The sequence below is a fragment of the Aquimarina muelleri DSM 19832 genome (genome assembly GCF_000430665.1).
Taxonomy (GTDB): domain Bacteria; phylum Bacteroidota; class Bacteroidia; order Flavobacteriales; family Flavobacteriaceae; genus Aquimarina; species Aquimarina muelleri.
The window spans coordinates 86,827-111,999 of sequence record NZ_AUML01000017.1 but is presented as its reverse complement, the minus strand read 5'-3'; the positions used below and the strand labels follow the sequence as shown (position 1 = coordinate 111,999).

General features: G+C 34.7%; 22 protein-coding genes. 3 read left to right on the top strand and 19 right to left on the bottom strand.

The window, feature by feature from the left end; genetic code table 11:
- Window positions 1–438: 438 nt before the first annotated feature.
- Window positions 439–1,980, top strand: coding sequence for a serine hydrolase (locus H527_RS0108640; RefSeq protein WP_027412339.1), 1,542 nt, complete (start codon window positions 439–441; stop codon window positions 1,978–1,980).
- 365 nt (window positions 1,981–2,345) lie between these two features.
- Here the strand turns inward: H527_RS0108640 and H527_RS0108635 are convergent, their stop codons facing one another.
- From H527_RS0108635 to H527_RS0108550, 18 genes are all read right to left on the bottom strand, one after another.
- On the bottom strand, window positions 2,346–4,409 hold the full coding sequence (locus tag H527_RS0108635) for an alpha-ketoacid dehydrogenase subunit alpha/beta (RefSeq protein ID WP_035087703.1): 2,064 nt from the start codon (window positions 4,407–4,409) through the stop codon (window positions 2,346–2,348).
- A 66-nt stretch (window positions 4,410–4,475) separates the two neighbouring features.
- Complete coding sequence (locus H527_RS0108630) at window positions 4,476–5,549, bottom strand: branched-chain amino acid aminotransferase (RefSeq protein ID WP_035087701.1); 1,074 nt, start codon at window positions 5,547–5,549, stop codon at window positions 4,476–4,478.
- A gap of 85 nt (window positions 5,550–5,634) precedes the next feature.
- Window positions 5,635–6,948: a dihydrolipoamide acetyltransferase family protein gene (locus H527_RS0108625; protein WP_027412336.1), complete on the bottom strand. Its 1,314-nt coding sequence runs from the start codon at window positions 6,946–6,948 to the stop codon at window positions 5,635–5,637.
- Between the two features lie 72 nt (window positions 6,949–7,020).
- Window positions 7,021–7,617, bottom strand: a complete 597-nt coding sequence (locus H527_RS0108620) for an acyltransferase (RefSeq protein WP_027412335.1) — start codon at window positions 7,615–7,617, stop codon at window positions 7,021–7,023.
- Window positions 7,618–7,620: 3 nt separating this feature from the next.
- Window positions 7,621–7,962, bottom strand: a complete 342-nt coding sequence (locus H527_RS0108615) for a GIY-YIG nuclease family protein (protein WP_027412334.1) — start codon at window positions 7,960–7,962, stop codon at window positions 7,621–7,623.
- Between the two features lie 101 nt (window positions 7,963–8,063).
- Window positions 8,064–8,816, bottom strand: a complete 753-nt coding sequence (locus H527_RS0108610; RefSeq protein WP_027412333.1) for an enoyl-CoA hydratase/isomerase family protein — start codon at window positions 8,814–8,816, stop codon at window positions 8,064–8,066.
- Between the two features lie 221 nt (window positions 8,817–9,037).
- A complete protein-coding gene (gene paaZ, locus H527_RS0108605) occupies window positions 9,038–11,536 on the bottom strand; it encodes a phenylacetic acid degradation bifunctional protein PaaZ (RefSeq protein ID WP_027412332.1) in 2,499 nt (832 codons plus the stop codon).
- A 217-nt stretch (window positions 11,537–11,753) separates the two neighbouring features.
- Window positions 11,754–12,968, bottom strand: coding sequence for a 3-oxoadipyl-CoA thiolase (pcaF, locus tag H527_RS0108600; protein WP_027412331.1), 1,215 nt, complete (start codon window positions 12,966–12,968; stop codon window positions 11,754–11,756).
- A gap of 292 nt (window positions 12,969–13,260) precedes the next feature.
- Window positions 13,261–13,683: a PaaI family thioesterase gene (locus tag H527_RS0108595; RefSeq protein WP_027412330.1), complete on the bottom strand. Its 423-nt coding sequence runs from the start codon at window positions 13,681–13,683 to the stop codon at window positions 13,261–13,263.
- A gap of 72 nt (window positions 13,684–13,755) precedes the next feature.
- The gene (locus tag H527_RS0108590) at window positions 13,756–14,136 is read right to left on the bottom strand and encodes a four helix bundle protein (RefSeq protein WP_035087700.1); all 381 of its coding nucleotides are present in this window, start codon (window positions 14,134–14,136) and stop codon (window positions 13,756–13,758) included.
- Window positions 14,137–14,200: 64 nt separating this feature from the next.
- On the bottom strand, window positions 14,201–15,385 hold the full coding sequence (locus H527_RS0108585) for a 3-hydroxyacyl-CoA dehydrogenase NAD-binding domain-containing protein (protein ID WP_027412328.1): 1,185 nt from the start codon (window positions 15,383–15,385) through the stop codon (window positions 14,201–14,203).
- A gap of 90 nt (window positions 15,386–15,475) precedes the next feature.
- Complete coding sequence (locus tag H527_RS0108580; RefSeq protein ID WP_027412327.1) at window positions 15,476–16,255, bottom strand: enoyl-CoA hydratase-related protein; 780 nt, start codon at window positions 16,253–16,255, stop codon at window positions 15,476–15,478.
- Window positions 16,256–16,368: 113 nt separating this feature from the next.
- The gene (gene paaD / locus H527_RS0108575) at window positions 16,369–16,872 is read right to left on the bottom strand and encodes a 1,2-phenylacetyl-CoA epoxidase subunit PaaD (RefSeq protein ID WP_027412326.1); all 504 of its coding nucleotides are present in this window, start codon (window positions 16,870–16,872) and stop codon (window positions 16,369–16,371) included.
- Window positions 16,873–16,925: 53 nt separating this feature from the next.
- Window positions 16,926–17,681, bottom strand: coding sequence for a 1,2-phenylacetyl-CoA epoxidase subunit PaaC (gene paaC, locus H527_RS0108570; protein WP_027412325.1), 756 nt, complete (start codon window positions 17,679–17,681; stop codon window positions 16,926–16,928).
- 101 nt (window positions 17,682–17,782) lie between these two features.
- Window positions 17,783–18,067, bottom strand: a complete 285-nt coding sequence (gene paaB / locus H527_RS0108565) for a 1,2-phenylacetyl-CoA epoxidase subunit PaaB (protein WP_027412324.1) — start codon at window positions 18,065–18,067, stop codon at window positions 17,783–17,785.
- A gap of 62 nt (window positions 18,068–18,129) precedes the next feature.
- Window positions 18,130–19,110, bottom strand: a complete 981-nt coding sequence (gene paaA, locus H527_RS0108560) for a 1,2-phenylacetyl-CoA epoxidase subunit PaaA (protein WP_027412323.1) — start codon at window positions 19,108–19,110, stop codon at window positions 18,130–18,132.
- 11 nt (window positions 19,111–19,121) lie between these two features.
- Window positions 19,122–20,195 carry a 2Fe-2S iron-sulfur cluster-binding protein gene (locus H527_RS0108555; RefSeq protein ID WP_027412322.1) on the bottom strand — a complete coding sequence of 358 codons (1,074 nt, stop codon included), beginning with the start codon at window positions 20,193–20,195 and terminating at the stop codon, window positions 19,122–19,124.
- Between the two features lie 104 nt (window positions 20,196–20,299).
- The gene (locus tag H527_RS0108550) at window positions 20,300–20,869 is read right to left on the bottom strand and encodes a TetR/AcrR family transcriptional regulator (protein WP_027412321.1); all 570 of its coding nucleotides are present in this window, start codon (window positions 20,867–20,869) and stop codon (window positions 20,300–20,302) included.
- A gap of 115 nt (window positions 20,870–20,984) precedes the next feature.
- Between H527_RS0108550 and H527_RS0108545 the strand changes: the two genes are divergently transcribed.
- Window positions 20,985–21,416, top strand: coding sequence for an META domain-containing protein (locus tag H527_RS0108545; protein WP_027412320.1), 432 nt, complete (start codon window positions 20,985–20,987; stop codon window positions 21,414–21,416).
- A gap of 101 nt (window positions 21,417–21,517) precedes the next feature.
- Here H527_RS0108545 and H527_RS21720 read toward each other — a convergent pair whose 3' ends face one another.
- Window positions 21,518–23,152 (bottom strand): trypsin-like peptidase domain-containing protein, encoded by a 1,635-nt coding sequence (locus tag H527_RS21720; protein WP_189457505.1) that lies wholly within the window; start codon window positions 23,150–23,152, stop codon window positions 21,518–21,520.
- A 117-nt stretch (window positions 23,153–23,269) separates the two neighbouring features.
- Here H527_RS21720 and H527_RS0108535 point away from each other — a divergent pair, with 117 nt between their 5' ends.
- A complete protein-coding gene (locus tag H527_RS0108535) occupies window positions 23,270–25,018 on the top strand; it encodes an aromatic amino acid hydroxylase (RefSeq protein ID WP_027412319.1) in 1,749 nt (582 codons plus the stop codon).
- Window positions 25,019–25,173: the final 155 nt, after the last annotated feature.

The following is a 25,173-nucleotide window of genomic DNA, read 5'->3' as shown; positions in this document are numbered from 1 at the left end:
CCTGCTAAAAAGAGACCTTGGATGGACGGATTATTTAGTCAAATTAAAAATCTGAACCCTCCTTTTGTATATTCTAACGCATAAACTGGGATAAATATCAATTATGGGTTGCAGAATACACTAAAAAATCTCCCGAAGTTCCCGAAGTATGGAAAAACAAAGGGTGGTTAATTTGGCAACGAACAGACCACAAAAAATTAGAAGGAATGAAAGGAAATGTCGATTATGACATATTTAATGGAGATGCTGAAAAGTTTAAGAAGCTTTTAAAAAAATAGTGCTCTGCAACCTAATCGCAGTTACTAATTAGACAAAACTGTTTATACAGCTTGTCTTATCTTTTGAATGTTATTTTGAAGAATATATGATATTCTTATCATCTTGAATACATTATATTTACCTTTCGAAAAACACAAAACACTATCTAAAATTAATATCATGAAAAAATTATTGCTGTTATTTACAGTATTATTGATTTCTACAACGAATATATTAAGTCAAACAGACACTACAGTTGATCTTAAAAAGTTAGACGAATACTATGCTAAAATGACCAAAGACTGGGATATCCCCAGTGTTTCTATTGGGATTGTTAAAGATAGACAACTGGTTTTTAGTGGTAGTTATGGCGTAAAAGAAAAAGGGAAAAACGAAAAACCTGATGAGAATACACTGTATGCCATTGCATCTAATTCTAAAGCATTTACCGCTACTATTATTGGGATGCTGGTACAGGAAGGAAAACTAAACTGGGAGGATAAGGTAAAGAAACACCTGCCTTATTTTGCGCTATACGATCCATGGGTAAGTAATGAAGTTACTATAAGAGATATATTAAGCCATCGTGTAGGGCTTGGTACGTTTAGCGGGGATGTGATCTGGTATAAAGCAAACCTAACATCAGAAGAAATTATAAAAAGAGTAAAATATATTCCTAAAGCGCACGATTTTAGATCAGGATTTGGATACTCTAATGTAATGTACATTACCGCAGGAGAAATTATAAAAAAGGTAACTGGGAAAAGCTGGGGGCAAAATGTACAAGAACGAATTCTAGACCCTTTGGGAATGGACAGAACTATAACCTCATATAAAAAACTCGATATAAAGAAAAACTATGCCACTCCACATGGTCGTGAAAAAGACATCAACATACCAATCGACTGGGTAGATTGGGAAGAAATAGGAGCCATGGGTGGTATCATTTCTAGTGTAAAAGATGTTTCTAAATGGATGATCTTTAACCTAAATAATGGTCGCGTTGGTAAAGACACTTTACTTACCAAAAACACCAGAAATATAATTTGGACGCCTCATAACAATTATACCGTAGATCACACTTCTAAAAATGATTTTAACAAACATTTTAGTGGTTATGGATTAGGATGGGGATTAAGTGACTATCGAGGAAAACTTAAAGCCTCGCACACAGGTGGGTTTGATGGTATGATTACAGCAGTAACCTTGATCCCTGATGAAAATCTGGGTGTTGTCGTATTGACTAATGGCATGAAAAGCCCAATTACTGCAGCAACATATTATGCGCTGGACCAGTTTTTGGATGCAAAACCTGTTACTAACTGGTCTTCCAAACTTTTAGAAAAAACTAATAATAACAATAAAAAGGATACTTGTATTTCAGAAAGAAAAGAAAAAAGAGTACTAAACACCAAACCTTCTGTTACACCAACCCAGATAGCAGGAAATTATAAATCAGATATCTACGGCGAAATCAAAATTTCGCTAGAAAAAGACCAGTTGCGCATTAAATTTGAACATACACCTGATTTATCTGCCACATTAAAACACTGGCATCATGATGTTTGGGAGATTGTATGGGATCAAAAACACGCTTGGTTTAGCTTTGGAACCGTAAAATTTAATACGGATAATAACTTAAATATAAAAAGCATGGATTTTGATGTTCCAAATAATGATATTTTCTTTGAAGAATTAAAACCATATCGAGTTTCTGAATAATAATCAGTAAAATTTCATCAATTTATACCATTTACACTTTGAATTTACCGTAATAATAGCATATCCTTTTCAAATAAAAATAACTTATTATCAATACCATAAAACATAGTGAATTTATTAAATATAAACTCCTAAAACCTTCAAAACTAAAAAATACCATAAATGTAAATGGAATAAAAAAACTAATCTATTAATGGTTCTGAGCCATCCCTCGATTGTTATCAAAAAGAAGAGTTATGCTATAGAACAAGTGATTATCGTTGCTATACCAGAATCTGTGTGAGATTCTGTAGATGGGGATAAAAATATATACCCTGGTAATTTAGATCTAAATTACCAGGGTATATATTTTATTATCAAATCGTTTAATAATTTAATAATTCATCTATCTTCTCTTTTACTTTTTCTGTAGAAGGAATCATAGTTTGCTCCAACGTACTGTTTAAAGGAATTGCAGGCATATTCTCTGAACCTATCGTCATTACAGGAGCATCTAGTGATCTAAAACATTCTTCCTGAATTTTACCTGATAACGCTCTTGCAAAAGAATTATTAGTCGGCTCTTCGGTTACTACCAAACATTTTTTTGTTTTTCTTACCGACTCCATGATAGTGTCTTCATCCAAAGGATATAAGGTACGTAAATCAATAATCTCTACCACATCTTTCTTATCCTTTGTAGCGTTCAGAGCCCAATGTACTCCCATACCATACGTTACAATAGTCATTGTCTCTTTTTCATCTTCTGGCCAGATACGTTGCACTATATTTGCCTTACCAAATGGCAACACATAATCCTCAGACGGTTCTATAGTTCTTGCTGCATCTGTTCCTTTTACTTTAGACCAATACAATCCTTTATGTTCTAGAATCACTACAGGGTTTGGATCATAATACGCTGCTTTCATCAATCCTTTTAGATCTGCTCCATTACTAGGATACGCTATTTTGATTCCTCTAATATTGGTTATTACAGATTCTACAGACGAGGAATGATAAGGTCCTCCACTACCATAAGCACCAATAGGAACTCGCAAAATCATCGATACCGGCCATTTGCCGTTAGATAAATAACAGGATCTGCTTACCTCTGTAAATAATTGATTGAGTCCTGGCCAGATATAATCTGCAAACTGTACCTCAACAATTGGTTTTAATCCAACGGCAGACATTCCTACTGTAGATCCTACAATAAAAGCTTCCTGAATAGGAGTATTAAATACACGTTCGTCCCCAAATTTTTGAGCCAACGTAGCTGCTTCTCTAAAAACCCCTCCTAGTCTTCCTCCTACATCCTGACCATATAACAAACACTCTTTATGTTTTTTCATTAATTCTTCTACCGCAAACAAGGCACAATCTACCATGACCACCTCTTCCTTATCCGCAGGAGATCGTTCTCCTTTTTCTTCTGTGATTGATGTTGGAGCAAAATCATGCGTAAACAAGTCTTCTGGCGTTGGATCTTCGGCTTTCATTGCTTCTTCTAAGTCTTTAGCAACTACTATTTTTGCTTCTTCTTCTATAACTACTAATTCTTTTTCTGTAAAACCATTAGCAAGTAATTGATTTCGTAATACTGGATATGGATCCCGAGAACGAGCTTCTTCCAAATCATCCCTATACCATTCCATACGTACTCCAGAAGTATGGTGATTTAATAATGGTACTTTAGCGTGTACCAAAATAGGGCGTCTTTCTTCCCGAATGGTTTTAATTACTTCTTGTATTGCCAAGTAGCTTTCTGTAAAATTTGCACCATCAATCGAAATTGCTTCTAAGCCGTTAAATCCTTGTGCATACTCAAACGCATTTTGTGCTCTGGTTTCTTCTTCATTAGCCGAAATATCCCATCCGTTATCCTGTACCAGATATAAAATAGGTAATTGCTTTAAGGCTGCCATCTGAAACGCTTCTGCAATTTCTCCTTCGGTAACCGATGCATCTCCTAGCGAACACAGCACCAAAGGTGCATCTTGCAATGTTTTATCATCCAGACCTACTAATTCTTTATACTGCATTCCTAATGCAACTCCTGTAGATGGTATTGCCTGCATACCTGTCGCCGAAGATTGGTGTGGAATTTTAGGCTTATCGGCATCGCGCAAACTAGGATGCGAATAATACGTTCTACCTCCCGAAAAAGGATCCTCTTTTTTAGCTAACAATTGCAACATCAAATCATACGGTCGCATCCCTATACCTAATAACATCGAATCATCTCTATAATACGGAAACGCATAATCCTGAGGCAATAACTGCATTGCCGCGGCTATTTGTATCGCCTCATGCCCTCTGGAGGTAGCATGCACATATTTAGAGACTACCTTAAAGTTATCTTCATACAACTCTGTCATTGCTTTAGCTGTACAAAGTGTTTTAAATGCTTTTTGTAATACTTCTTTTGCTATTGTTTTTTCCGCTAACATTTTATTCCATTTTTGATGTGTGATTCTAGCGTAAACTAGAATTGCACTAATAAATTTTGATTACTTCTACCCTACCTTTTCTTCTATAGTAACTGGTATAATCCAGCCATGTATATCTTCTCTTTTCTGTACTTTAATCTCGTCTAAAGTGATTTTCATATCCTGACTTACAGGATTTGTCTCTGGTAACGTAACCACCTCATCATTATACCCTATGGCTTCTACCATAGCAATAGCAACCGCTGTTCCTGTTCCAAAAGCTTCTTCCAACTTTCCTTCTTTAGAGTACCCTATAATCTCATCGATCGTGATTGGGCGTTCTTCTACTTCAAAACCTTTGTCTTTTAATAAGGTAATTACACTATCTCTTGTAATTCCTTTTAATATAGATCCGTTAGTGCTTGGCGTAATAAATTTATCCTCTATCTTAAAAAAGATATTCATGGTTCCTACTTCTTGAATATATTTATGCTCATTAGCATCTAGCCACAATACTTGATCGTATCCTTTGGATTTGGCTTTTTCTGTTGGCAAGATTGCTGCAGCATAATTACCTGCTGCTTTTGCTTCTCCTGTTCCTCCATCTGCGGCTCTTATATACTCGGTTTCGGCATACAATCTAATTTTTTTAGTAAAAAACGGTCCTGCGGGAGAACAGATTACTATAAATTTATAGCTGGTTGCTGCACGCATCCCAATAAAAGGTTCGTCGGCATACATGAACGGACGTAAATATAATGCGCTCCCTTCTTGCGGAGGAATCCATCCTTGTTCTACACTTACTATTTGTTTTACTGCTTCTACAAAAAGCTCTTCTGGCACTGCTGGCATTCCCATTCTGGCAGCACTGTGATTTAAACGTTTTGCATTCTCTTCTGGTCTAAATAATAATGGAGTGTTATTAGTGCCTACTGTAGCTTTCATTCCTTCAAAAATAGCCTGCCCATAATGCAAAGCCATTGCTGCAGGATGTGTTGGTATTAACTCTAAAGGCTCTATACGAGGGTTTTGCCACGCTCCGTCTTTATAATCACAGATAAACATATGATCTGTAAAAGTTTTTCCTAAAGGTATATTATCAAAATTGATATCCTTTAACTTTGAATTTGAGGTTTTTGTAATTTTGATGTTTTGCTCCATTAGTATTGTTTTGGGCGCATCCCTATCGGGTCGGGCTATTCGCGCTACACGGTAGCTGCTTCTATCCCTTGCGCATTTATGGTTATTATATTTCTCTGTTTATATCAAAAGCTTCCAGTTCGTCTCCTACTTTACGTAAAAACGATCCTCCTAAAAATCCATCTACTACTCTGTGGTCAAAAGATAATGACAGGTACATCATGCTTCTAATGGCTATTTCATCTCCTTTATCTGTTGTAATAACCTCTGGCCTTTTTTTGATAATACCTAATGCCAGAATAGCTACTTCTGGTTGATTAATAATGGGTGTTCCCATTAAACTACCAAAAGTTCCTACATTAGAGATGGTAAAAGTGCTACCTCCTATTTCGTCTGGTTTTAATGCATTGTTTCTTGCACTATTTGCTAAATGATTTACATTTTTTGCTAATCCAAACAAATTCTTTTCATCTGCATTTCTAACTACCGGAACAATTAAATTACCGCTAGGCAATGCCGTAGCCATACCTACATTAATGTCTTTATGTACCACAATCTTTTTACCATCAACAGATACATTAATCATCGGGTATTCTTGAATTGCTTTTGCAACTGCCTCTACAAAAATTGGTGTGAACGTTAATTTTTCTCCATGTTTTTCTTGAAATGCTATCTTTGCCTCATTTCTCCAATTTACCATATTGGTCACATCTACTTCAATATAACTAGTTACATGGGGTGAGGTATGCTTAGAGTACACCATGTGGTCTGCAATCATAGTTCGCATACGATCCATTTCTACAATACGATCTTTTCCTTCTTCAAAAGATATTGGAGGTGCTTTATATGTTGACTTTGGTATTTGAGCTTGTGCCTGTGATTGTGGTCTGCTTGGCAAAGGATATTTTCTGTTCTTTACATACTGTATTAGATCACTTTTACGAATACGCCCTTCTGTTCCTGTACCTGCAATATTTTGCAACTCTTCGATAGTTACATTTTCTTTTTTAGCAATACTAATTACCAGAGGAGATAGGAATCCATCGTTCGTACCCGAAGCTTGAAGCTCGAAGTTTGAAGTGGTTCTCGACTCTGATCGAACCGATGTTTCAGGTACACTCTTTGGTTTTTCTGCAGTTTTTGTTTCTTCGGATTTTTGACTTGGTATTGCAGATTCTGCATCTGCATCGATTATCGCAATTACACGTCCGATTTCAACTACTTCATTAGCTTGGCAACGTATTTCTGTGATTACTCCACTACAAGGAGCAGGAACTTCAGAATCTACTTTATCGGTAGCTACTTCCAAAATCGTTTCATCTTCCTCTACGGTATCCCCTACATTCTTTAACCAGTTAAGAATGGTAGCTTCGGATATACTTTCGCCCATTTTGGGCATTTTTAATTCTACTTTCGACATTTTGGTTAACTAATGTTTGTTAGTTTTATTTATTCAGACCTTCAAAGTTTTTGAAAATCTTGAAGGTCTTTTCTATTTTCGTTTAAATTCTTCCAACGTTTTGTAAAACGCTTCTTGTATTGTTCTATCTTCTGGAACTTCTCTTAACGGTTCTACTTCTTTTAACGACTCAAAGCAATCTGCTGGTAATTGTTGGTATAGTTTGGTTCCTTTTGTTTTCCAAGCTATCATTTCGTCACTTACCTCTTTTATTACCTTTGCTGGATTACCTACGATCAAACTTCGTTTTGGAAATACTGTATTTGCCTTTACAAAGGACATTGCTCCAACGATACATTCGTCTCCAATCTCGGCATCATCCATAATTACTGTATTCATCCCAATCAGACAATTACGTCCTAAATTAGCTCCATGAATTACTGCCCCGTGTCCTACATGCGCACTTTCTTTAAGAACAATAGATTTACCAGGAAACATATGTACTGTACAATTTTCTTGTACATTAACTCCGTCTTCCAAAATAATTTCGCCCCAGTCTCCTCGTATTGCTGCTCCCGGGCCGATATAACAGTTTTTGCCAATAATCACATTACCAGTAACTGCTGCTAGTGGATGTACAAAACTACTTTGGTGTACTACGGGTATATATCCTTTAAAGCTGTAAATCATAACTTATTCCTGCGTAGGCAGGGATCTTTTTATTTTAAAAACTGAATTAACATTTTCTGACCAATTTAAAGAAATATCCATCCAACTCGGATTCATATCAAGTATTAAATTTATTTTCCATTTTCTCTTCCATTTCTTCATTTGCTTCTCTCTTTTTGAAGCCTCTAATCCACTTTTATATTCTTCAAAATACACCAACTTATCGCAATTATATTTTGCAGTAAATGAATTCTTATATATTTTATTCTTATGTTCTAAAACTCTTGCTTCTATATCGTCTGTACATCCTATATAGATAACACCATCAGGTTTATTAGTCATTATATAGACATACCATGGCTTCATTGTTCTTTTCTTATAGATTCCTGCATGCGCAGGAATTTTATTTAAACTACTTTACTCTTACGCTAAGCTGAGTCTGTGAGATTCCTGCCTACGCAGGAATTTTACTTAAACCCTTTTAATTTTTCTTTTGTAAAATCGCTTAGCACCAATCTTCCGCTAATTACTGCTCTTTCTGCCAAAAGGGTATCCCAATCTTCTGTTCCTGTCCAAAATGCTTTTTTCATATCCTTCATTGCTTCGGGATTATAGGTACATAAATTTTCTGCAAAAGCTTTTACTTCAGCATCCAACGTTTCTATATCTTCAAAAACTTTGGTGAACAATCCTTTATCTCTTGCCCATTCTGCATCATAAAACGAATTGGCGTCTATTGCTATCTGGGTCATTGCAGATAATCCAATTTTACGCTCTACTGCCGGCCCTACTACAAATGGTCCTATACCAACATTAAGTTCGCTTAGTTTTATGGCTGCGTATTTGGTTGCCATGCAATAATCGGTTGCCGAGGCTAATCCTACTCCGCCACCTACAGTTTTTCCTTGTACTCGCCCAATAATAAATTTTGGACATTTACGCATAGCGTTAATCACATTGGCAAACCCAGAGAAAAACACTTTTCCGGTTTCGGCATCGTTAATGTTAATTAGTTCTTTAAAACTTGCTCCGGCGCAAAATGTTCTGTCTTTTCCACTTTTTAATACAATAACTTTAATATCGTCGTTAGTACCTGCATCGGTAATAGTTTGCGCTAGTTTTGCCAGAATATCTCCTGGTAATGAGTTATGTGCAGGGTGAAAAAATTCTATAGTCCCTACCTGGTTCTCTATTTCTAAGGTTACGTATGGTTGTGTCAAAATAAATATCAAATTTTAAATGTAAAATCTAAAAGTCCAAAGTATCTATATTTCAACTTTATCATTTATCATTTTACGGTTTACGGTTTACGGTTTTTCATTTTATCTTAATTTTGGATTCCAGCCTACGCTGGAATGACAATCTAGTATCACACTGAACTTATCGAAGTATATTCAACATAAGCCCTTCTTTCACAAGCTCAGTACAACAATCCTATTCTTTAAAGAATATCAAATTGATCAAAATGATGGTTTAAATGTTTTCTTTCTAATAAATACCATTCATATTTATTGAGTTCTCCAAAAACAATGTTTTTTAATTTTGCTTCCGGATTTTCTTTAAAATAGGTTTTATATACTTCTCTTGCTTCTTTCAACTTTATAATTGCGGTTGCCAGATCAGCATGATTCAGATCTTCTACCACTCCTTTTTTAAGTAATGGAAACTCTGTATTTTTAGGAAAAGGTTCGTAGGTATACAAACTGTTATGTACTTTATCGAGAATCTTTTCTGGGGTTGCGATTTCAAAATCCTGTATTTCTCCTGAAGCTATCTTATAAGTATACTCTAAATGTTCAATCATATGCTGCGCCGTCATGATTCCCCATTTAGGTTTTGTATCTGCTGTAAGTTTATGTAAACATTCTTCAATTTTTGCTTCGGTCATTTCTACTAAGGTAGTTTGCTTTTTTTGTACCATCGTTAAGATAGTAGCAATAGCAACTAATTCATCTTCGGTATCAAAGACTTCTACAAACCATTTTACGATTCCGCTAGGGTGTTCTGCACTTGCAACGTCTCGATCTACTTTTTGCTTACAGGTTAATCGTACATATACGGTATCGTTATGATAGATTGGTCTTAAAAACCTGCATTCTTCTAATCCATAATTTGCTGCTACGGGACCTTTGTTTGGATATACAAATAATCCTGCTGCTGCTGCCAGAATAAAATATCCGTGGGCAGTACGTTTTTCAAAAATGCTTCCTTCTAGCGATGTTATATCGGTATGTGCATAAAAGTGATCCCAAGTAAGGTTTGCAAAACCAATAATATCGGTATCGGTTATAGTACGGTTATGTGTTTTAAGGGACATTCCTGGTTGGATATCTTCCCAATGGTACGCAAACGGATGTTTTTCTGCTACTTTATATGCCGAATTTGCCTGATAAATACCTGTTATCTCTGTTAATGTGGTTGGTGTTCCTTGTATTGCACATCGTTGCATATAGTGTTTTATACCACGTATTCCTCCCATTTCTTCGCCTCCACCAGCGCGTCCTGGTCCACCATGCGTAAGTAATGGTAGTGGAGAACCATGCCCTGTACTTTGTTTCGCATTTTCTCGATTACCAACCAATATACGACCATGATGTGTTGCTGCTCCTACTACATATTCTTTTGCTATGGCATCGTCGTAGGTAAAAATTGAAGATACTAAAGATCCTTTACCCATTTGGGATAAAGTAATTGCGTCTTCGATAGTATCATAAGGTATTAGAGTAGATACTGGTCCAAATGCTTCGATTTCATGAACTCCATTATTCTTAAATGGTTGGTCTTCTCTAAGTAGTATTGGACTTACAAATGCTCCTTTTTGCGCATCTGCTCCAATAGTTTCAATTTTATCTAAACTACCGTATACAATCTGCGCTGTTTTTGCTATTTCGGATACGTTATTTCTAAAGCTTTCTACTTGTTGCTTACTTGCCAAAGATCCCATTCGTACTTCTTTTAATCTTGGATCTCCAATGGTAACTTTATCGAGTTGTTGTCCTAATGCAATTTGCACGTCTTCGATACAATTAGAAGGTACTATAATCCTACGGATAGCGGTACATTTTTGACCAGATTTAACGGTCATTTCATTCCTTACTTCTTTAATAAACAGATCAAATTCTGGAGTTCCTGGTACTGCGTCTTTTCCTAATATCGAAGCGTTTAATGAGTCTGCTTCCATAGTAAAAGGAACGGATTCTTCTATCAATCTTGGATGTGCTTTTAGCATTCTTCCTGTGTGTGCAGATCCTGTAAAGGTTACTACATCCTGAGATTGTACGGTGTCTAAAATCGTTTTAGTCATTCCGCTAAGTAGTTGTAATGCTCCTTCTGGAAGTATACCAGAATCTACAATCACGCGTACTACAGCTTCTGTTAAATAAGCGGTTTGTGGTGCTGGTAATACTACTGCCGGCATTCCTGCCATCCAATTAACTGCACATTTTTCTAACATTCCCCATATAGGGAAGTTAAAAGCATTAATGTGAACAGCGACTCCTCTTTTAGGTACTAGAATGTGGTGCGCCATAAATCTTCCTCCCTTAGAAAGGTCTATTGGATCTCCTTCTACATGATAAGGTTGGTTTGGAAATAGTTTACGTAAGGATGCATTGGCAAAAAGATTTCCAAATCCTCCTTCGATATCGATCCAACTATCTATTCGGGTTGCCCCGGTGCGGTAACTTAGTTCATAAAAGTCTTCTTTTCGTTTGGTAAGATATAATGCCAGTTTTTTAAGCATATTACCACGTTCTTGAAATGTCATTTTACGAAGAATCCCTCCTCCTTTGGTTCTACCATATTGTAATACCTCTGGAATATCTAATCCTTGTGTAGTAGACTCTGCGATAACGGCACCTGTAACGGCATCATGCATTATTATTCCGTCTCCAGAACCTGAAGCCCATTTTCCGTTTATGTAACTTTCTAGTTTTTTCATACTCTAGATCTTTAGTTCCCAAAGGGAAATTATATTTTTAAATGTAAAATCTAAAAAGTTCAAAGTAATTCGCAATATCTTATAAACTTTATTATTTTACATTTTTAGACTTTTATGTTCTTTTTTACTTCAATTATAGTTTCCGGCCTTTAGTTTATCCTGAGCTAAGTCGAAGGGCGGAATGACAAATTAAATTTTATAAGACATAATCGATTATTTAATTAACATTAACATTCTCAATCACCGCTGCATACCCTTGCCCTACACCTACACACATAGTAATTAAAGCGTAGCGTTTATTTTGTTCTTTTAGTTCTAAAGCTGCGGAGTATGCTATTCTTGCTCCTGTTACCCCTAGTGGGTGTCCTATCGCAATAGATCCTCCGTTAGGATTGATTCTTGGATCATTATCTGCCAATCCCCATTCTCTAATACATGCCAAGGCTTGAGATGCAAAAGCTTCGTTAAGCTCGATCACATCGATATCCGCCATTGTAATCCCTGCTTTTTCTAATGCTTTATTAGATGCCTGAACAGGTCCAATACCCATAATTCTGGGCTCTACTCCTACTACTGCAGAACTTACTATTCTGGCTAAGGGTGTTAAGTTATATTTTTTAACTGCATCTTCTGATGCAATAATTGTTGCTGCTGCACCATCGTTTAATCCAGAAGAGTTTCCTGCGGTTACACTTCCATCTTTTTTAAAGGCCGGACGTAATTTCCCTAATATTTCTGTGGTTGTATTGGATTTTATAAACTCGTCGTTAGAAAATAAAATAGGATCTTTTTTACGCTGCGGAATTTCGACTGTTGTTATTTCTTTTGCCAATCTTCCTGATTTTTGAGCTGCTACTGCTTTGCTCTGGCTCCAATATGCAAAGGCATCTTGATCTTCTCTGGATATATTATATTTTTCTACCAAATTCTCGGCGGTATTTCCCATACCATCGGTACCATATAAATCGTGCATTTTTTGGTTTACGAATCGCCATCCAAAACTAGAGTCATACATTTTAGAATCATTGCCAAAGGCTGAGGATGGTTTTGCAACTACGTATGGCCCACGAGTCATATTTTCTACTCCTCCAGAAATAAACAAATCTCCATCTCCTGCTTTGATGGCTCTATTTGCATGAATTATTGCTGATAGTCCTGAGCTACATAAACGATTAACAGTTTCACCAGGAACAGTAAAAGGCAAACCTGCTAGTAATGCAGACATTCTGGCTACATTACGGTTATCTTCTCCGGCTTGATTTGCACACCCCATAATAACATCGTCATAAGCTTCTTTTGGAATGTTGGGATTTTTTTCTACTAATTTTTCTATTACCAAAGCCCCTAAATCATCGGTTCTAACCGCTGATAATGTTCCTTTATAACTTCCTATTGGGGTACGGATTCCGTCTATTATATATGCTTCTTTCAAAATATTAAATTTTAAATGTAAAATGATAAAGTTAAAAGTGTAAACTGTTTATACTTATACTATTATTTTACAGTTGTATGTTATTATTAAATAGTAAATGAAAAGCTGAAAGATTAAAGTATACCTCATAACACTCTTTTTTACTTTTTCATTTTACATTTTTTGGTTTTACATTGTATTTTGCTCCAACTATAGATTCCAGCCTACGCTGGAATGACAAGTTAAATTTTAAATTTGAAAATCTAAAGTGTTTACTGCTCTTAAAAACTTTATCATTTATTATTTTCAGATTCTATTCTTCCCAGTCTTTGCTGGTTCTGTATACTACTCCTTTAAAGAGTGCTACAATATCTTCTCCCCTTTTTACCTCTACTATATTAAAGCCTACTCTTGTTTTAACAATATCGGTTACTGCTTCTGCGGTAATATAATCTCCTTCTTCTAATGCTTCGATATGGTTAATAGAGGTTTCTATAGATACTGCATATTTACCATGTGTATTGGCTGAAAAACCAAATGCTGTATCGGCAAGGCTATAGGATATTCCTCCGTGGGCTTTACCCATACTATTCAACATTTCTTTTCTAACAGTCATACCTACTTTGCATCTTCCTTTTTCAACTTCGATAATTTCAACACCTAACCATTGACTAAACGGATCCTGACTAAGCATTCGTTTTGGTATAAGGTTGGAGTTAATACGTTTGTGAGTCATTTTTTAAGTATGTAAGTTATTGAGTTTATTAGTATTTGAGTTGTTCTATTATTTACTCTCATACTTATACCTTCATTTTTTATCCATTTTTGATTTTAAATGTCTTTTGAAAGAGGTTATCATTTTAGATAATTCTGTAATATCTTCTCTATTTTGTTCATCTTGATCTTGACTTATAAACCCTCTTATTTTTGCTTTTGTACTACAAACTATACATTCGTGAGCACTATCCCATGCCTTTTGTAAATATTGATTAAACTGTTCTTCAGAACTTGCAGATCCTTCTGCTATGTTTAGTGCTAATGAATCTGCTGCTCTTATAAACTGATTAGCAATCCTATACATCTCTTCTTTTGGAAAAGTTTTTATTTGATTATTTACGGATTCGCCAAAGTCTATTGCTTTGTTGTAAATCATCAAATCTTCGAATTTAAAATGGTATTTACTTTTCATTATATTACTATTAGTTATGGAGTCTAGTCTGTGGTTATATTTTACTCATCTACTCTAATAATATTCACTTACTAAAAAAACTTCTTTTCTCTCTAGCCATTTTTCTTAATAGCGGACTACATCTGTATCTATCTTCATGATATTCATCATACAAATTATCTAAGGTATTCACACACCAATCTATTCCTTTTTCATCTGCCCAGCTTAATAATCCTTTTGGATAGTTCACCCCTTTGGTCATTGCATTATCTATATCTTCTGCTGAGGCTATTTTCCAGAACAATGCATCTGCTGCTTCATTAATCAGCATTGCCAATACTCTATCTAAAATATACTGTGCCTGTACCTCATCATTAGCTACTTCACTATCGGCTTCGTTAGGAATGATAGTTCCATTTTTATTATACTCATAATATCCTTTCCCAGATTTTCTTCCTAGATATCCTGCCTCAGATAATCTTTTTTGTGTAAAAGAAGGTTTGTATCGTGGATCGTAATAAAATGCTTCAAAAACGGTTTCTGTTACGGTATAATTAATATCATTACCTATAAAATCCATTAACTCAAAAGGTCCCATTCTAAAACCTCCCAAAGTTTTTAAACTCTTGTCTATCGTAGTTATATCTGCCAATCCTTCTTCGTAAATACGCAACGATTCTCCATAAAAAGGTCTTGCTACGCGATTTACAATGAACCCAGGAGTGTCTTTTGCTAATGCTACTACTTTTTTCCAATCTTTAATGATACTCATCACTTTATCGGTAACCTGAGTCGATGTTTGCACTGCAGGAATCACTTCTACCAACTTCATTAACGGAGCTGGGTTAAAAAAATGAATCCCTATACATCTTTCTGGTTTTTGTAGTGAGGATGCTATAGATGCTATGGATAAAGAAGAGGTATTGGATGCTATAATGGCATTTTCGGAAACATATGTTTCTAACTCTGAAAATACTTTTTTCTTAATATCCAGATTTTCTATAATCGCTTCAATAGTAAGGTCTGCATCGCTAAGCCCTTTGAGAGTGTTTACATATGATATATTAGCCTGAATTCGAGCCTTTTCACCCTGATCTATTCTTCCTTTTTCGATTAAACGAGAAAGAACTTTTTCTAAAGCTTGTTTACTTTTATCCAGTGCTTCTTGCTTGGTATCAAACACTTTTACTTTACATCCAGAAGTAGCTGCTACCTGAGCGATACCACTACCCATTGTTCCTGATCCTATTATTCCTACTGTTTGAATCATAAATTTTAAAGTTTAAATATAAAATTATAAGGTTTGAAAAGACTACTTACCAAACTTACCTTTACATTTATCATTTTTCGGTTTTATATTTTACTTTCCTTTAAATGCTGGTTTTCTTTTTTCTATAAATGCGTTTACTCCTTCGGCATAATCTTCGCTCTCAGCAGCTTCAATCTGTAATTCTGATTCCATTGCCAATTGTTCTTCCAAAGTATGGGTAAGAGATTGATTCAATAATCTTTTGGTTAATCCTAATGCTTTGGTAGGCATTTGTGCTAATTGTTTTCCTAAAGCAATTACTTCTTCTTGAAAAGTTTCTACAGAAAACACTTTATATAACATTCCTAATTGCTCTGCTTCTTTTGCACTTACTTTATCTCCTAGCATCATTAAAGCCGATGCTTTTTGAAAACCGATAAGTCTTGGTAAAAAGAAGGTTCCTGCACTATCTGGAATCAATCCTATTTTACTAAATGCTTGTATAAAACTTGCTGCTTCTGATGCGACTACAATATCACAAGCTAAAGCTATATTAGCACCTGCTCCTGCTGCAACCCCATTTACTGCTGCTATAATTGGTTTTTCGATAGCTCTTATTCTTTCTATTATCGGATTATAATGTTCTTCTAATATTTTTCTGAACCCCGGGTTTAACTCTGGCGAAGTCACTTCTTTAAGGTCTTGGCCTGCACAAAATGCTTTTCCGCTACCTGTAAGTATAATAGCTCTTACCTCTGGGTTAGCAGAACACTCCTCTAGCGTTTTTTGTAGCAACAATGCCATTTCTCTATTAAAACTATTAAAAGTCTCTGGTCTATTGAGTGTTATTTTGGCAACGCCATTTTCAATTTGCAATTCGATGGAAGGCATATTTAGTTTTCTTTTTTGAATTTTGGATTATCAATAATTTCAAATATTATTATTCTCAATTCTATCTGTTTTGGGGTTATTTGACCTCCAACCTTACCTTTCTGAAAAGCCTATTATTTAAGACATTTAAAATAATCGAAAGGCTCTAAACAATCATTACATTGAAATAAAGCTTTACAGGCTGTTGAACCAAACTGACTTATCATTTTTGTATTTACAGAACCACATTGAGGACACTTTACTATTTTTTTGCCTCCAAGCAATGCTTCTTTATCTGCTTCTTCATCTAAAGGAGCAGCAATACCATACGCTTCTAATGCTTTTCTACCTCTTGATGTAATCCAATCGGTTGTCCAGGCTGGCGATAAAACCAAAGATACTTTAGCTTCTATATTTTCCTTTGCAAAGGCCTTAGTAATATCCTCTCCTATCACATCCATCGCTGGACATCCACTATAGGTAGGAGTTATAGTAATTTTTGCTATGTTATCTTCTAAAATAGCCGAACGAACAACTCCCATATCCATAATAGATAATACAGGTATTTCTGGATCGCTAATTTCTTCCAGAATAGGGACTAGAGTTGGATCTATATGTTGTTCAAGTTTTATTGTCATTTCTTAATTACATAGATTCCAGCCTGCGCTGGAATGACAAAAATTGTATTATTTTACCATTTCATATTAGGATAGGTACGTTGCATGTATTGTAAGTCTGAAAGCAAATACCCCATATGTTCACTATGGATTCCTTGTTTTCCACCTTTCTGAAACCATTTTGTTTCTGGTATACTAAGTGTCGCTTCTTCTAATATTTCTTTTACTTTTTGATAGTATTTTTCTTTAAGCTCGATAGTATCCACCCCTATTTTATGGTCTAACGCTATTTGGTCTTCTTCTGTACTGTGGAATAGTTCATCTGTAAACGTCCACAAATCATCTACTGCTTCTTGAACTTTTTGGTGACTCTCTTTGGTACCATCCCCCAATCTTTTTATCCAATCTGAAGAAAATCTTTGATGATAACTCACTTCCTTAATTCCTTTTTTTGCAATTGCTGCTAATCTTTCATCTTCACTATTTTGTAATTTTTCTAAAAGTAACAAATGAAATATATCAAAAAGAAATTGTCTTGTAATTACATATCCAAAGTGCTTATTAGGCTGTTCTACAAGAAGTACGTTCTTATATTGTCTTTCTGTTCTTAGAAAAGCAATATCATCTTCGGTTTTACCCTCTCCAGATAGCTCTGCTACATATTGATAATAGCTTCGTGTTTGCCCCAATAAGTCTAATGCCATATTGGTTAATGCTATATCGGTTTCCAGATTTGGCCCATGACCACATAATTCTGATAAACGCTGCCCCAAAATCAGGGCATTATCTGCGATACCGTAGATATATTGTATTTTATTTTCGTTTTTCATAATATTGCCCGTAAAAATGGGTGTCTTATTTAAAGAACTTTGATTTCAAAATAGTACGTTTCTCGTATTCACGAGAAATGTAATTCTTACAATTAGAAAGATTACATATGTTTTACCTCATCTGGCAAATCATAAAATGTAGGATGTCGGTACACTTTATCGTTTGCTGGTTCGAATAGTTCTCCGTTATGCTCTGGATTAGATGCGGTAATATTTTTAGATTCTACTACCCAAATACTCACTCCTTCATTTCTACGAGTGTATACATCTCTTGCATTTTCTAAAGCCATTTCTGCATCTGCAGCATGAAGGCTTCCAAAATGACGATGTTCTAAACCATTTTTACTTCTTACGAATACTTCCCAAAGTGGCCAGTTATTTTTCATAATCATGAGCCCTTACTTACAGCTCATCTCTGAATAAGAGAAGGGGGTAGTAAGGAATTTTTTTATATTGCTTTCTTTAACTTTTTATCTTCTTGTTTCTCTGCATACGCCATAGCTGCATCCCGAACCCATTCTCCTTCTTCCCAAGCATTAACTCTTGCCGATAATCTTTCTTTATTGCAAGGGCCATGACCTTTTACTACTTGCCAAAATTCGTCCCAATCTATTTCTCCAAAATCATAACATCCTTTTTCTTCGTTCCATTTTAAATCTGGATCTGGTATAGTCAGTCCTATTAATTCTGCCTGAGGAACGGTTTGATCGATAAACTGTTGTCGTAATTCATCATTCGTTTTTCTCTTTAACTTCCACTTCATGGATTGCGCGGTGTGCACAGATTCTGCATCTGTTGGGCCTAACATCATTAAGGATGGCCACCACCATCTATTTAATGCGTCTTGCGCCATTTCTTTTTGCTCTGGTGAACCTTTTGCCAAAGTGATCATTATTTCATATCCTTGACGTTGGTGAAAGCTTTCTTCTTTACAAACACGAATCATTGCTCTTGCATATGGCCCATACGATGTACTACATAAAGGTACTTGATTAATAATCGCAGCACCATCTACCAACCAACCTATTGCCCCCATATCTGCCCATGTTATTGTTGGATAGTTAAAAATACTGGAGTACTTTGCTTTACCTGTGTGTAATTGTTCATACAACTCATCTCTGGATACTCCCAGAGTTTCACAAGCACTATATAGATATAATCCATGACCTGCTTCATCCTGCACTTTTGCTAACAAAGCTACTTTACGTCGTAACGAGGGTGCACGAGTAATCCAGTTTCCTTCGGGCAACATCCCTACTATTTCAGAATGTGCATGCTGAGAAATCTGTCGAATATGTGTTTTTCGATATTTCTCTGGCATCCAATCTTTGGGTTCAATCTTTTCATCCTGAGCAATCTTTTGGTCAAAAATTTCTTCCAAACTTATACTTTGCCCATCTGCTTGATTTTTTATTTCTTTTTTGCTCATAACGTTGTGTTTTATACATCGAAATCTACTACTACTTTTTCTGTAGTAGGTACTGCCTGACAAGATAACACTAAGCCTTTTGCTACTTCATCCTCTTCTAATGCGTAGTTTATTTTCATTTCTACCGCACCTTCAACTACTCTGCATTTACAAGTACTACACACCCCTCCTTTACATGCAAAAGGAAGATCTGCTCCAGAGGCAAGAGCTCCATCTAAGATATTATCGTTATCATCATCCATTATAAAATGAAATTCTTTTCCTCCATCTATAATAGTAACTTTGGTTCCTTCAAATTTATGATCTACTACTTTTGCTGCTTTTTTCTTATCTTCTTCTGAAGCTCCTGAGAAGAAAAGCTCATAATGAATTTTATCTTTGGACAACCCTGCATTCACCAATTCATCCCGTATTAAGAAGATCATTTCTTCTGGACCACATACAAAGCACTCATCTACATTAGGAATATTAATTATATTTCTTGTAAGTTCTTGAATTTTTTCTACAGTAAATCGACCATTTAACAAAGGGATATCTCTTTGTTCTTTTGTTAAAAAATAAAATATCTCTACTCTTCCAAAATACTTATTCCTAAGTGCTTCAATCTCTTCTTTAAAGATAATTGATTTAGCGTTTCGATTCAAATAAAAGAGCTGAAAAGTACTGTTTGGCTCTTTTACCAAATGTGTTTTTAATATGGATAATATAGGAGTTATACCGCTTCCTGCCGCAAAAACTATATAGTTTTTAGCTTTTGAAGAGTCTACTTCTACGAAAAAATTTCCGTTAGGCGGCATTATTTCTACAAGATCTCCTGATTTTAACTGGTTGTTTGCATAGTTTGAGAACACTCCCTGATCAATTCTCTTAATAGCAACTTGCCATTTATCTTCTACAGGACTTGAACAAAGGGAATAAGAACGCCTTACCTCCTTACCTTCAATATCTTTTTTAAGAGTAAGATATTGTCCTTGTTTATACAAAAACGTATCTCTAAGGTTTGTTGGCATATCAAAGGTTATAGATACACAATCCTTAGTTTCTTTAACTAATTCAGAAACGCGAATGGGATAAAAGTCAGTCATACCGTATTTAACTATATCGTTATAGTTAAACAAAACTAACGATTGTTAGTTTGATAAGCAAATAATAATTTGTTAATTTTAAAAACATAAAAATTAGAGTCTTATTACACCACTCCCTTAAGAAGTACAGAAATCATATCATGCTTTAAAATATTTGCATCGATATTTTTCTGTTTTGGATACCACAGATATAATGTTCTTAGTGTTGACAAGGTAGAGAACACTATTATTTCGATATTAAAAGACTTTATTTCCCCTTCATCAACCCCTTTCCTTACAATCTCCCTAAAACTATCTTCATACTCTTCGCGCATTTTTTCAAAATACTGAAGATTATCTTCTTCTAAGTGCATCCAATCATTATTAAGCGAAGCAAGCCCATCTGCATTTCGCAAAGTAACATCTATATGTAAATCTATAATGTTTTCTAATTTTTGAATTGCACTATCCCTAGAGGTTGCTATTTTATCCATTCCTGTGGTAAATTCTTCCGCAAGTTCTATTATTATTGTAGATAATATTTCTTGTTTGGACTGGATATGATTATACAAGCTTGCAGCTTTAATACCCATAGCTTTTGCCAAGTCTCTCATAGTTACTGCACTATACCCTTTTTCTTTAAAAAGAATAGATGCAGCACTTACAATCTCTTGCTTTCTAGTTTCGATTTTCATTTACAAATTCTTTGATTTGTAATCAAAAATAAATTTTAATCTTATATAATAGCTATTTTTACTTCTAAAAACCTAGATTATCATTAATTCACCTCTTTAAAACACTCTAAAACTTATGAAATATCTAATTTTTTTTCTATTTCCCGTACTATTTTCTAAACCTAACTCTTGCAACTCCAACGCTAAAAAAACTACAAAAAGTGAGATTCAGTCTATAAAACATGAAAAGTTTTTTATAACTACTCTAAACAAAATAAACGTATCCAAAGAAAAACTTTACATAATTTTTAATGATGAAAATAATACCGTTTCTGGTTTCTCTGGCTGCAATACGTATTCCTCTAAATACACTAATAACAAAGATCATATATCTTTTGAACATCCTATTTCTACTAAAATGTATTGTGAAAGAAATACTGTAATCGAAAAATCTTTTTTTAAAAACCTTATTCAAAGCAAAATAATAGTCCTTAAACAAGATTCTTTATTTTTGAAAGATACAAACAATGCTATATTATTTAAAGGAATATTATCCTCTAAAGATTAAATTATTCCTCACTAGAGTATTACATAAACTGGCTATCTTGAAGTAAATTCATGAGGTGTACTTCTTGAAAACATATTTTGTATTCAGAAAACTTTGAAGAATTAAAACCTTTGATTTACAATTATTTTCTTCGTAAAAGAAGCTCCATTAAGTATATTTTTAATATAAATAAAATACATTCCTGAAGATTTATCTTGCATATCAATATCCTGTCTATCCCCATATAACTTCCCAGAATCTATTAACTGTCCAGATATATCATAAACCATATAATCCAGAACAGTACTCGTCATGTTATTAGAAACCGTTACAACTGCTTTGGATGTATTAAAAAATACAGACACTTCCTCTCCGTCAGTAACAGAAGGTAAATTAAGCATGTCTAATGTTTGCTTATTCGAGTTAATAGGGTCTAACCAATTAGAAAGCCTAGTATCATCTGTTGTTCCAAAATCCCAGGATACATCAAATCTACCATAATAATCAGGAAGATTATTATCATTAGCCCCCGAACAAGAAGCTCCTCCACCAGAAAGCTGCCCTACAATTCTTCCTTTTGGGTCAAAAAGAGCAGAACCAGAGGAACCTCCTTCTGTAACTCCTAAATCCCAATCATTTATTTTCCAAGACTCTACAGGAAGATCGATTCCTCCAATAGAAGTTTTTACTTTACTAAGCTCATTGTCTTCTCTACATATTTTCATGATATCTCCACTTGGGTGGTGGATACCTACAGCATACTTAGGTATATTACCCGTTCTATCCCAACCTGCCCATTCTAAATCCCAAGAAGGGTCAAAACCTCCATCCAGGCTTAATAGTTTGAAATCGGACTCAGGATTAGATGCTAATTGAGTAGCTCCACTTGTTGTTTGATTAATAACCGCATCTACACTGGGTTCTGTTGTAGCACAAGAAGGATCTGGGCTAATCCAATTAAAACGAAATGCCCAAGTAGATTCGCTTCCACCAGTACAATGGTTTGCTGTTAAAAAATAAGGTGCTTTGTCATTTCTGGTATTATTAACTAAAGTTCCTGTACAAACAAAACCTTGCATTATTATAAATGCTACTGAATGTTTTAATCTGTCTTTTAAAGAGTCAAATGCCCCTCCTACTATGCAATCAACATCTTGATTACAGCTACCAGAACTTCCTAAATTTTTTGCTTGAATTTCGGAATTTGTTACAGATCGATACCCATGTATTACCTTTGCTATATTTAATTTACCTTTACCTGTAACAGAGGCTGGCTCAAAATACTCAATCCAAACATTATCTCCTTCAATCAACCAAGTACCCAGCATCTCATCTGGTCTGTTAAAAATATTAGTATATGCTCCTAATAAATCTGTTCTATCATTATTATAAATATATAAAGTTGCTCCTCTAGGGATTTTATAACTATCAAAAATAAAGTTTAAGGTTTTGGCTCCCTGAGATATAATATTTATACGCCATATTCTATCTCCATTTGCAAATTCATCCCAGACTCCAGAGTTTTTTAAGCCAAAATTTACTTTAAGTTCGTATCCAAACCTCCAAGGCATAGAAGTATTCAAATCATTCTTTGCATCTTCCACTTTGATTTTTTTTAAATCAAAGTTTTTCATTAGCATAGGAGTTATACTTTTTTTGCTTTGCATACTCCAGCTAATTGGCAACCCTTCATTAGTAATTTGAGCATTTACTCCTAATACAAATAACAACCCCAATATTATCAGCTTAAATCTCAAAATACTTTATTTTTTAATTAATAAAACAAATTTAACCATTTAAAGATACTTCAATATCAAAATAAAACTGTTAATTTCCCATTTAAATTGCCCTGACCTTAATTTTTTTAAAAAAACATGTCTGTAAACATAACATCTAACCCTCTAATAGATAAGCTTCCTCCTCATCTTAAACAGTTTATAAAACCACAAAACTACGAAGAATACTCTTCTGTAAATCAAGCTGTCTGGAGGTATGTTATGCGAAAAAATATTGCTTCATTAAGTAAAGTTGCGCATCACTCCTATTTAAATGGCCTTAACAAAACAGGTATTTCTGTAGATGAAATTCCTAGTATGTATGGAATGAACAGGATATTGAAAGAAATAGGATGGGCCGCTGTAGCTGTAGATGGTTTTATCCCTCCTAATGCTTTTATGGAATTTCAAGCATATAATATTCTTGTCATTGCTTCAGATATAAGACAACTCGAAAATATAGAATATACTCCTGCTCCAGATATCATACATGAAGCCGCAGGACATGCTCCTATTATTGCTAATCCAGACTATGCCGAATATTTACGTCGTTTTGGAAAAATAGGATGTAAGGCTATTTCTTCAAAAAGAGATTATGATATGTATGAAGCTGTACGTAGCTTATCTATATTAAAAGAAGCATATAATACCGATCCAAAAGACATTGAAGAGGCTGAAAAGCAAATAGAAGAATTACAAAATCAAAAGGAGAACCCTTCAGAAATGGCTTTGATACGTAATTTACATTGGTGGACAGTAGAATATGGGCTAATAGGCACCGTAGAAGAACCAAAAATATATGGCGCTGGACTTTTATCCTCTATTGGGGAAAGTGAATGGTGTATGACGGATAACGTTAAAAAACTTCCTTACTCTCCAAATGCTGCTTTTCAGGATTTTGATATTACCAAACCACAACCGCAACTTTTTGTAACTCCTGATTTTGCTTATTTATGTCAGGTATTAGAAGAGTTTGCAGATACCATGGCCTTAAGAAAAGGAGGTCATAGAGGTCTTGCTAAATTAATTGAATCCCAAAACCTAGGAACTATTGAGCTAAGCACTGGCCTGCAAATATCTGGGATTTTTACGCGAATGATAAAAAATGAAGACAATGAAGTTATTTATTTTGAAACTAAAGGAGCTACCGCGCTATCCTTTAGAGAAAAAGAACTTATTGGTCATGGAGTTGATACACATCCAAGCGGATTTAGATCTCCCCTTGGTAAATTAAAAGGAATTAACCTTGCTATAGAAAACATGTCTCCAAGAGATCTTAAAGCATATAATTTCTATGATGGAGAGTATATAGAGTTTGAATTTGAAAGCGGTATTACCATAGCAGGAAATAATATTACTGGCATGAGAAATATTAAAGGAGAATTAATATTAATTCAATTTAGTGAGTGCACTATTAAATATAAAGAAGAATATCTTTTTAAACCAGAATGGGGGACTTTTGACTTAGCTGTTGGAAAAGAAATTGTTTCTGCTTTTTCGGGACCAGCAGATGACAACTCATTTGATTTGGTGACTCATAACCCTTCTTCGATGACCACTAAACGAAAATATTCTGAAAAAGAAATAGAACTGCATTCTCTATACCAATCTGTTAAAAACATCAGAGAAGGAAAAAATACAACGTTTTCATTAGAAGCTACGTTTGAAATACTAGAAAAAGAGTACTCAAATGACTGGTTACTTCCTTTAGAAATTTATGAATTAGCTTATAACAGAAATTCAACCTTTGCTTCGCAAGTTTTGAACCATTTAAAAAACATTAAATCCAAAAGAAATAAAGTTAAACACTTGATCGAAAGTGGTATTAATATAATAGAACAAGTTTAAATCTTTTTGATTTCAAAAGGTTTATTTCCTTACGCAACTTCACAAGGAAATAAGCCTTCTTAGGATTTTTAGTTTTTCTCTATAAATATCTGCTTTTAAAAAAAAATCTTAACAACTCCTTTCTGCACATAATTCAACTTGTTGTAAATCAATTT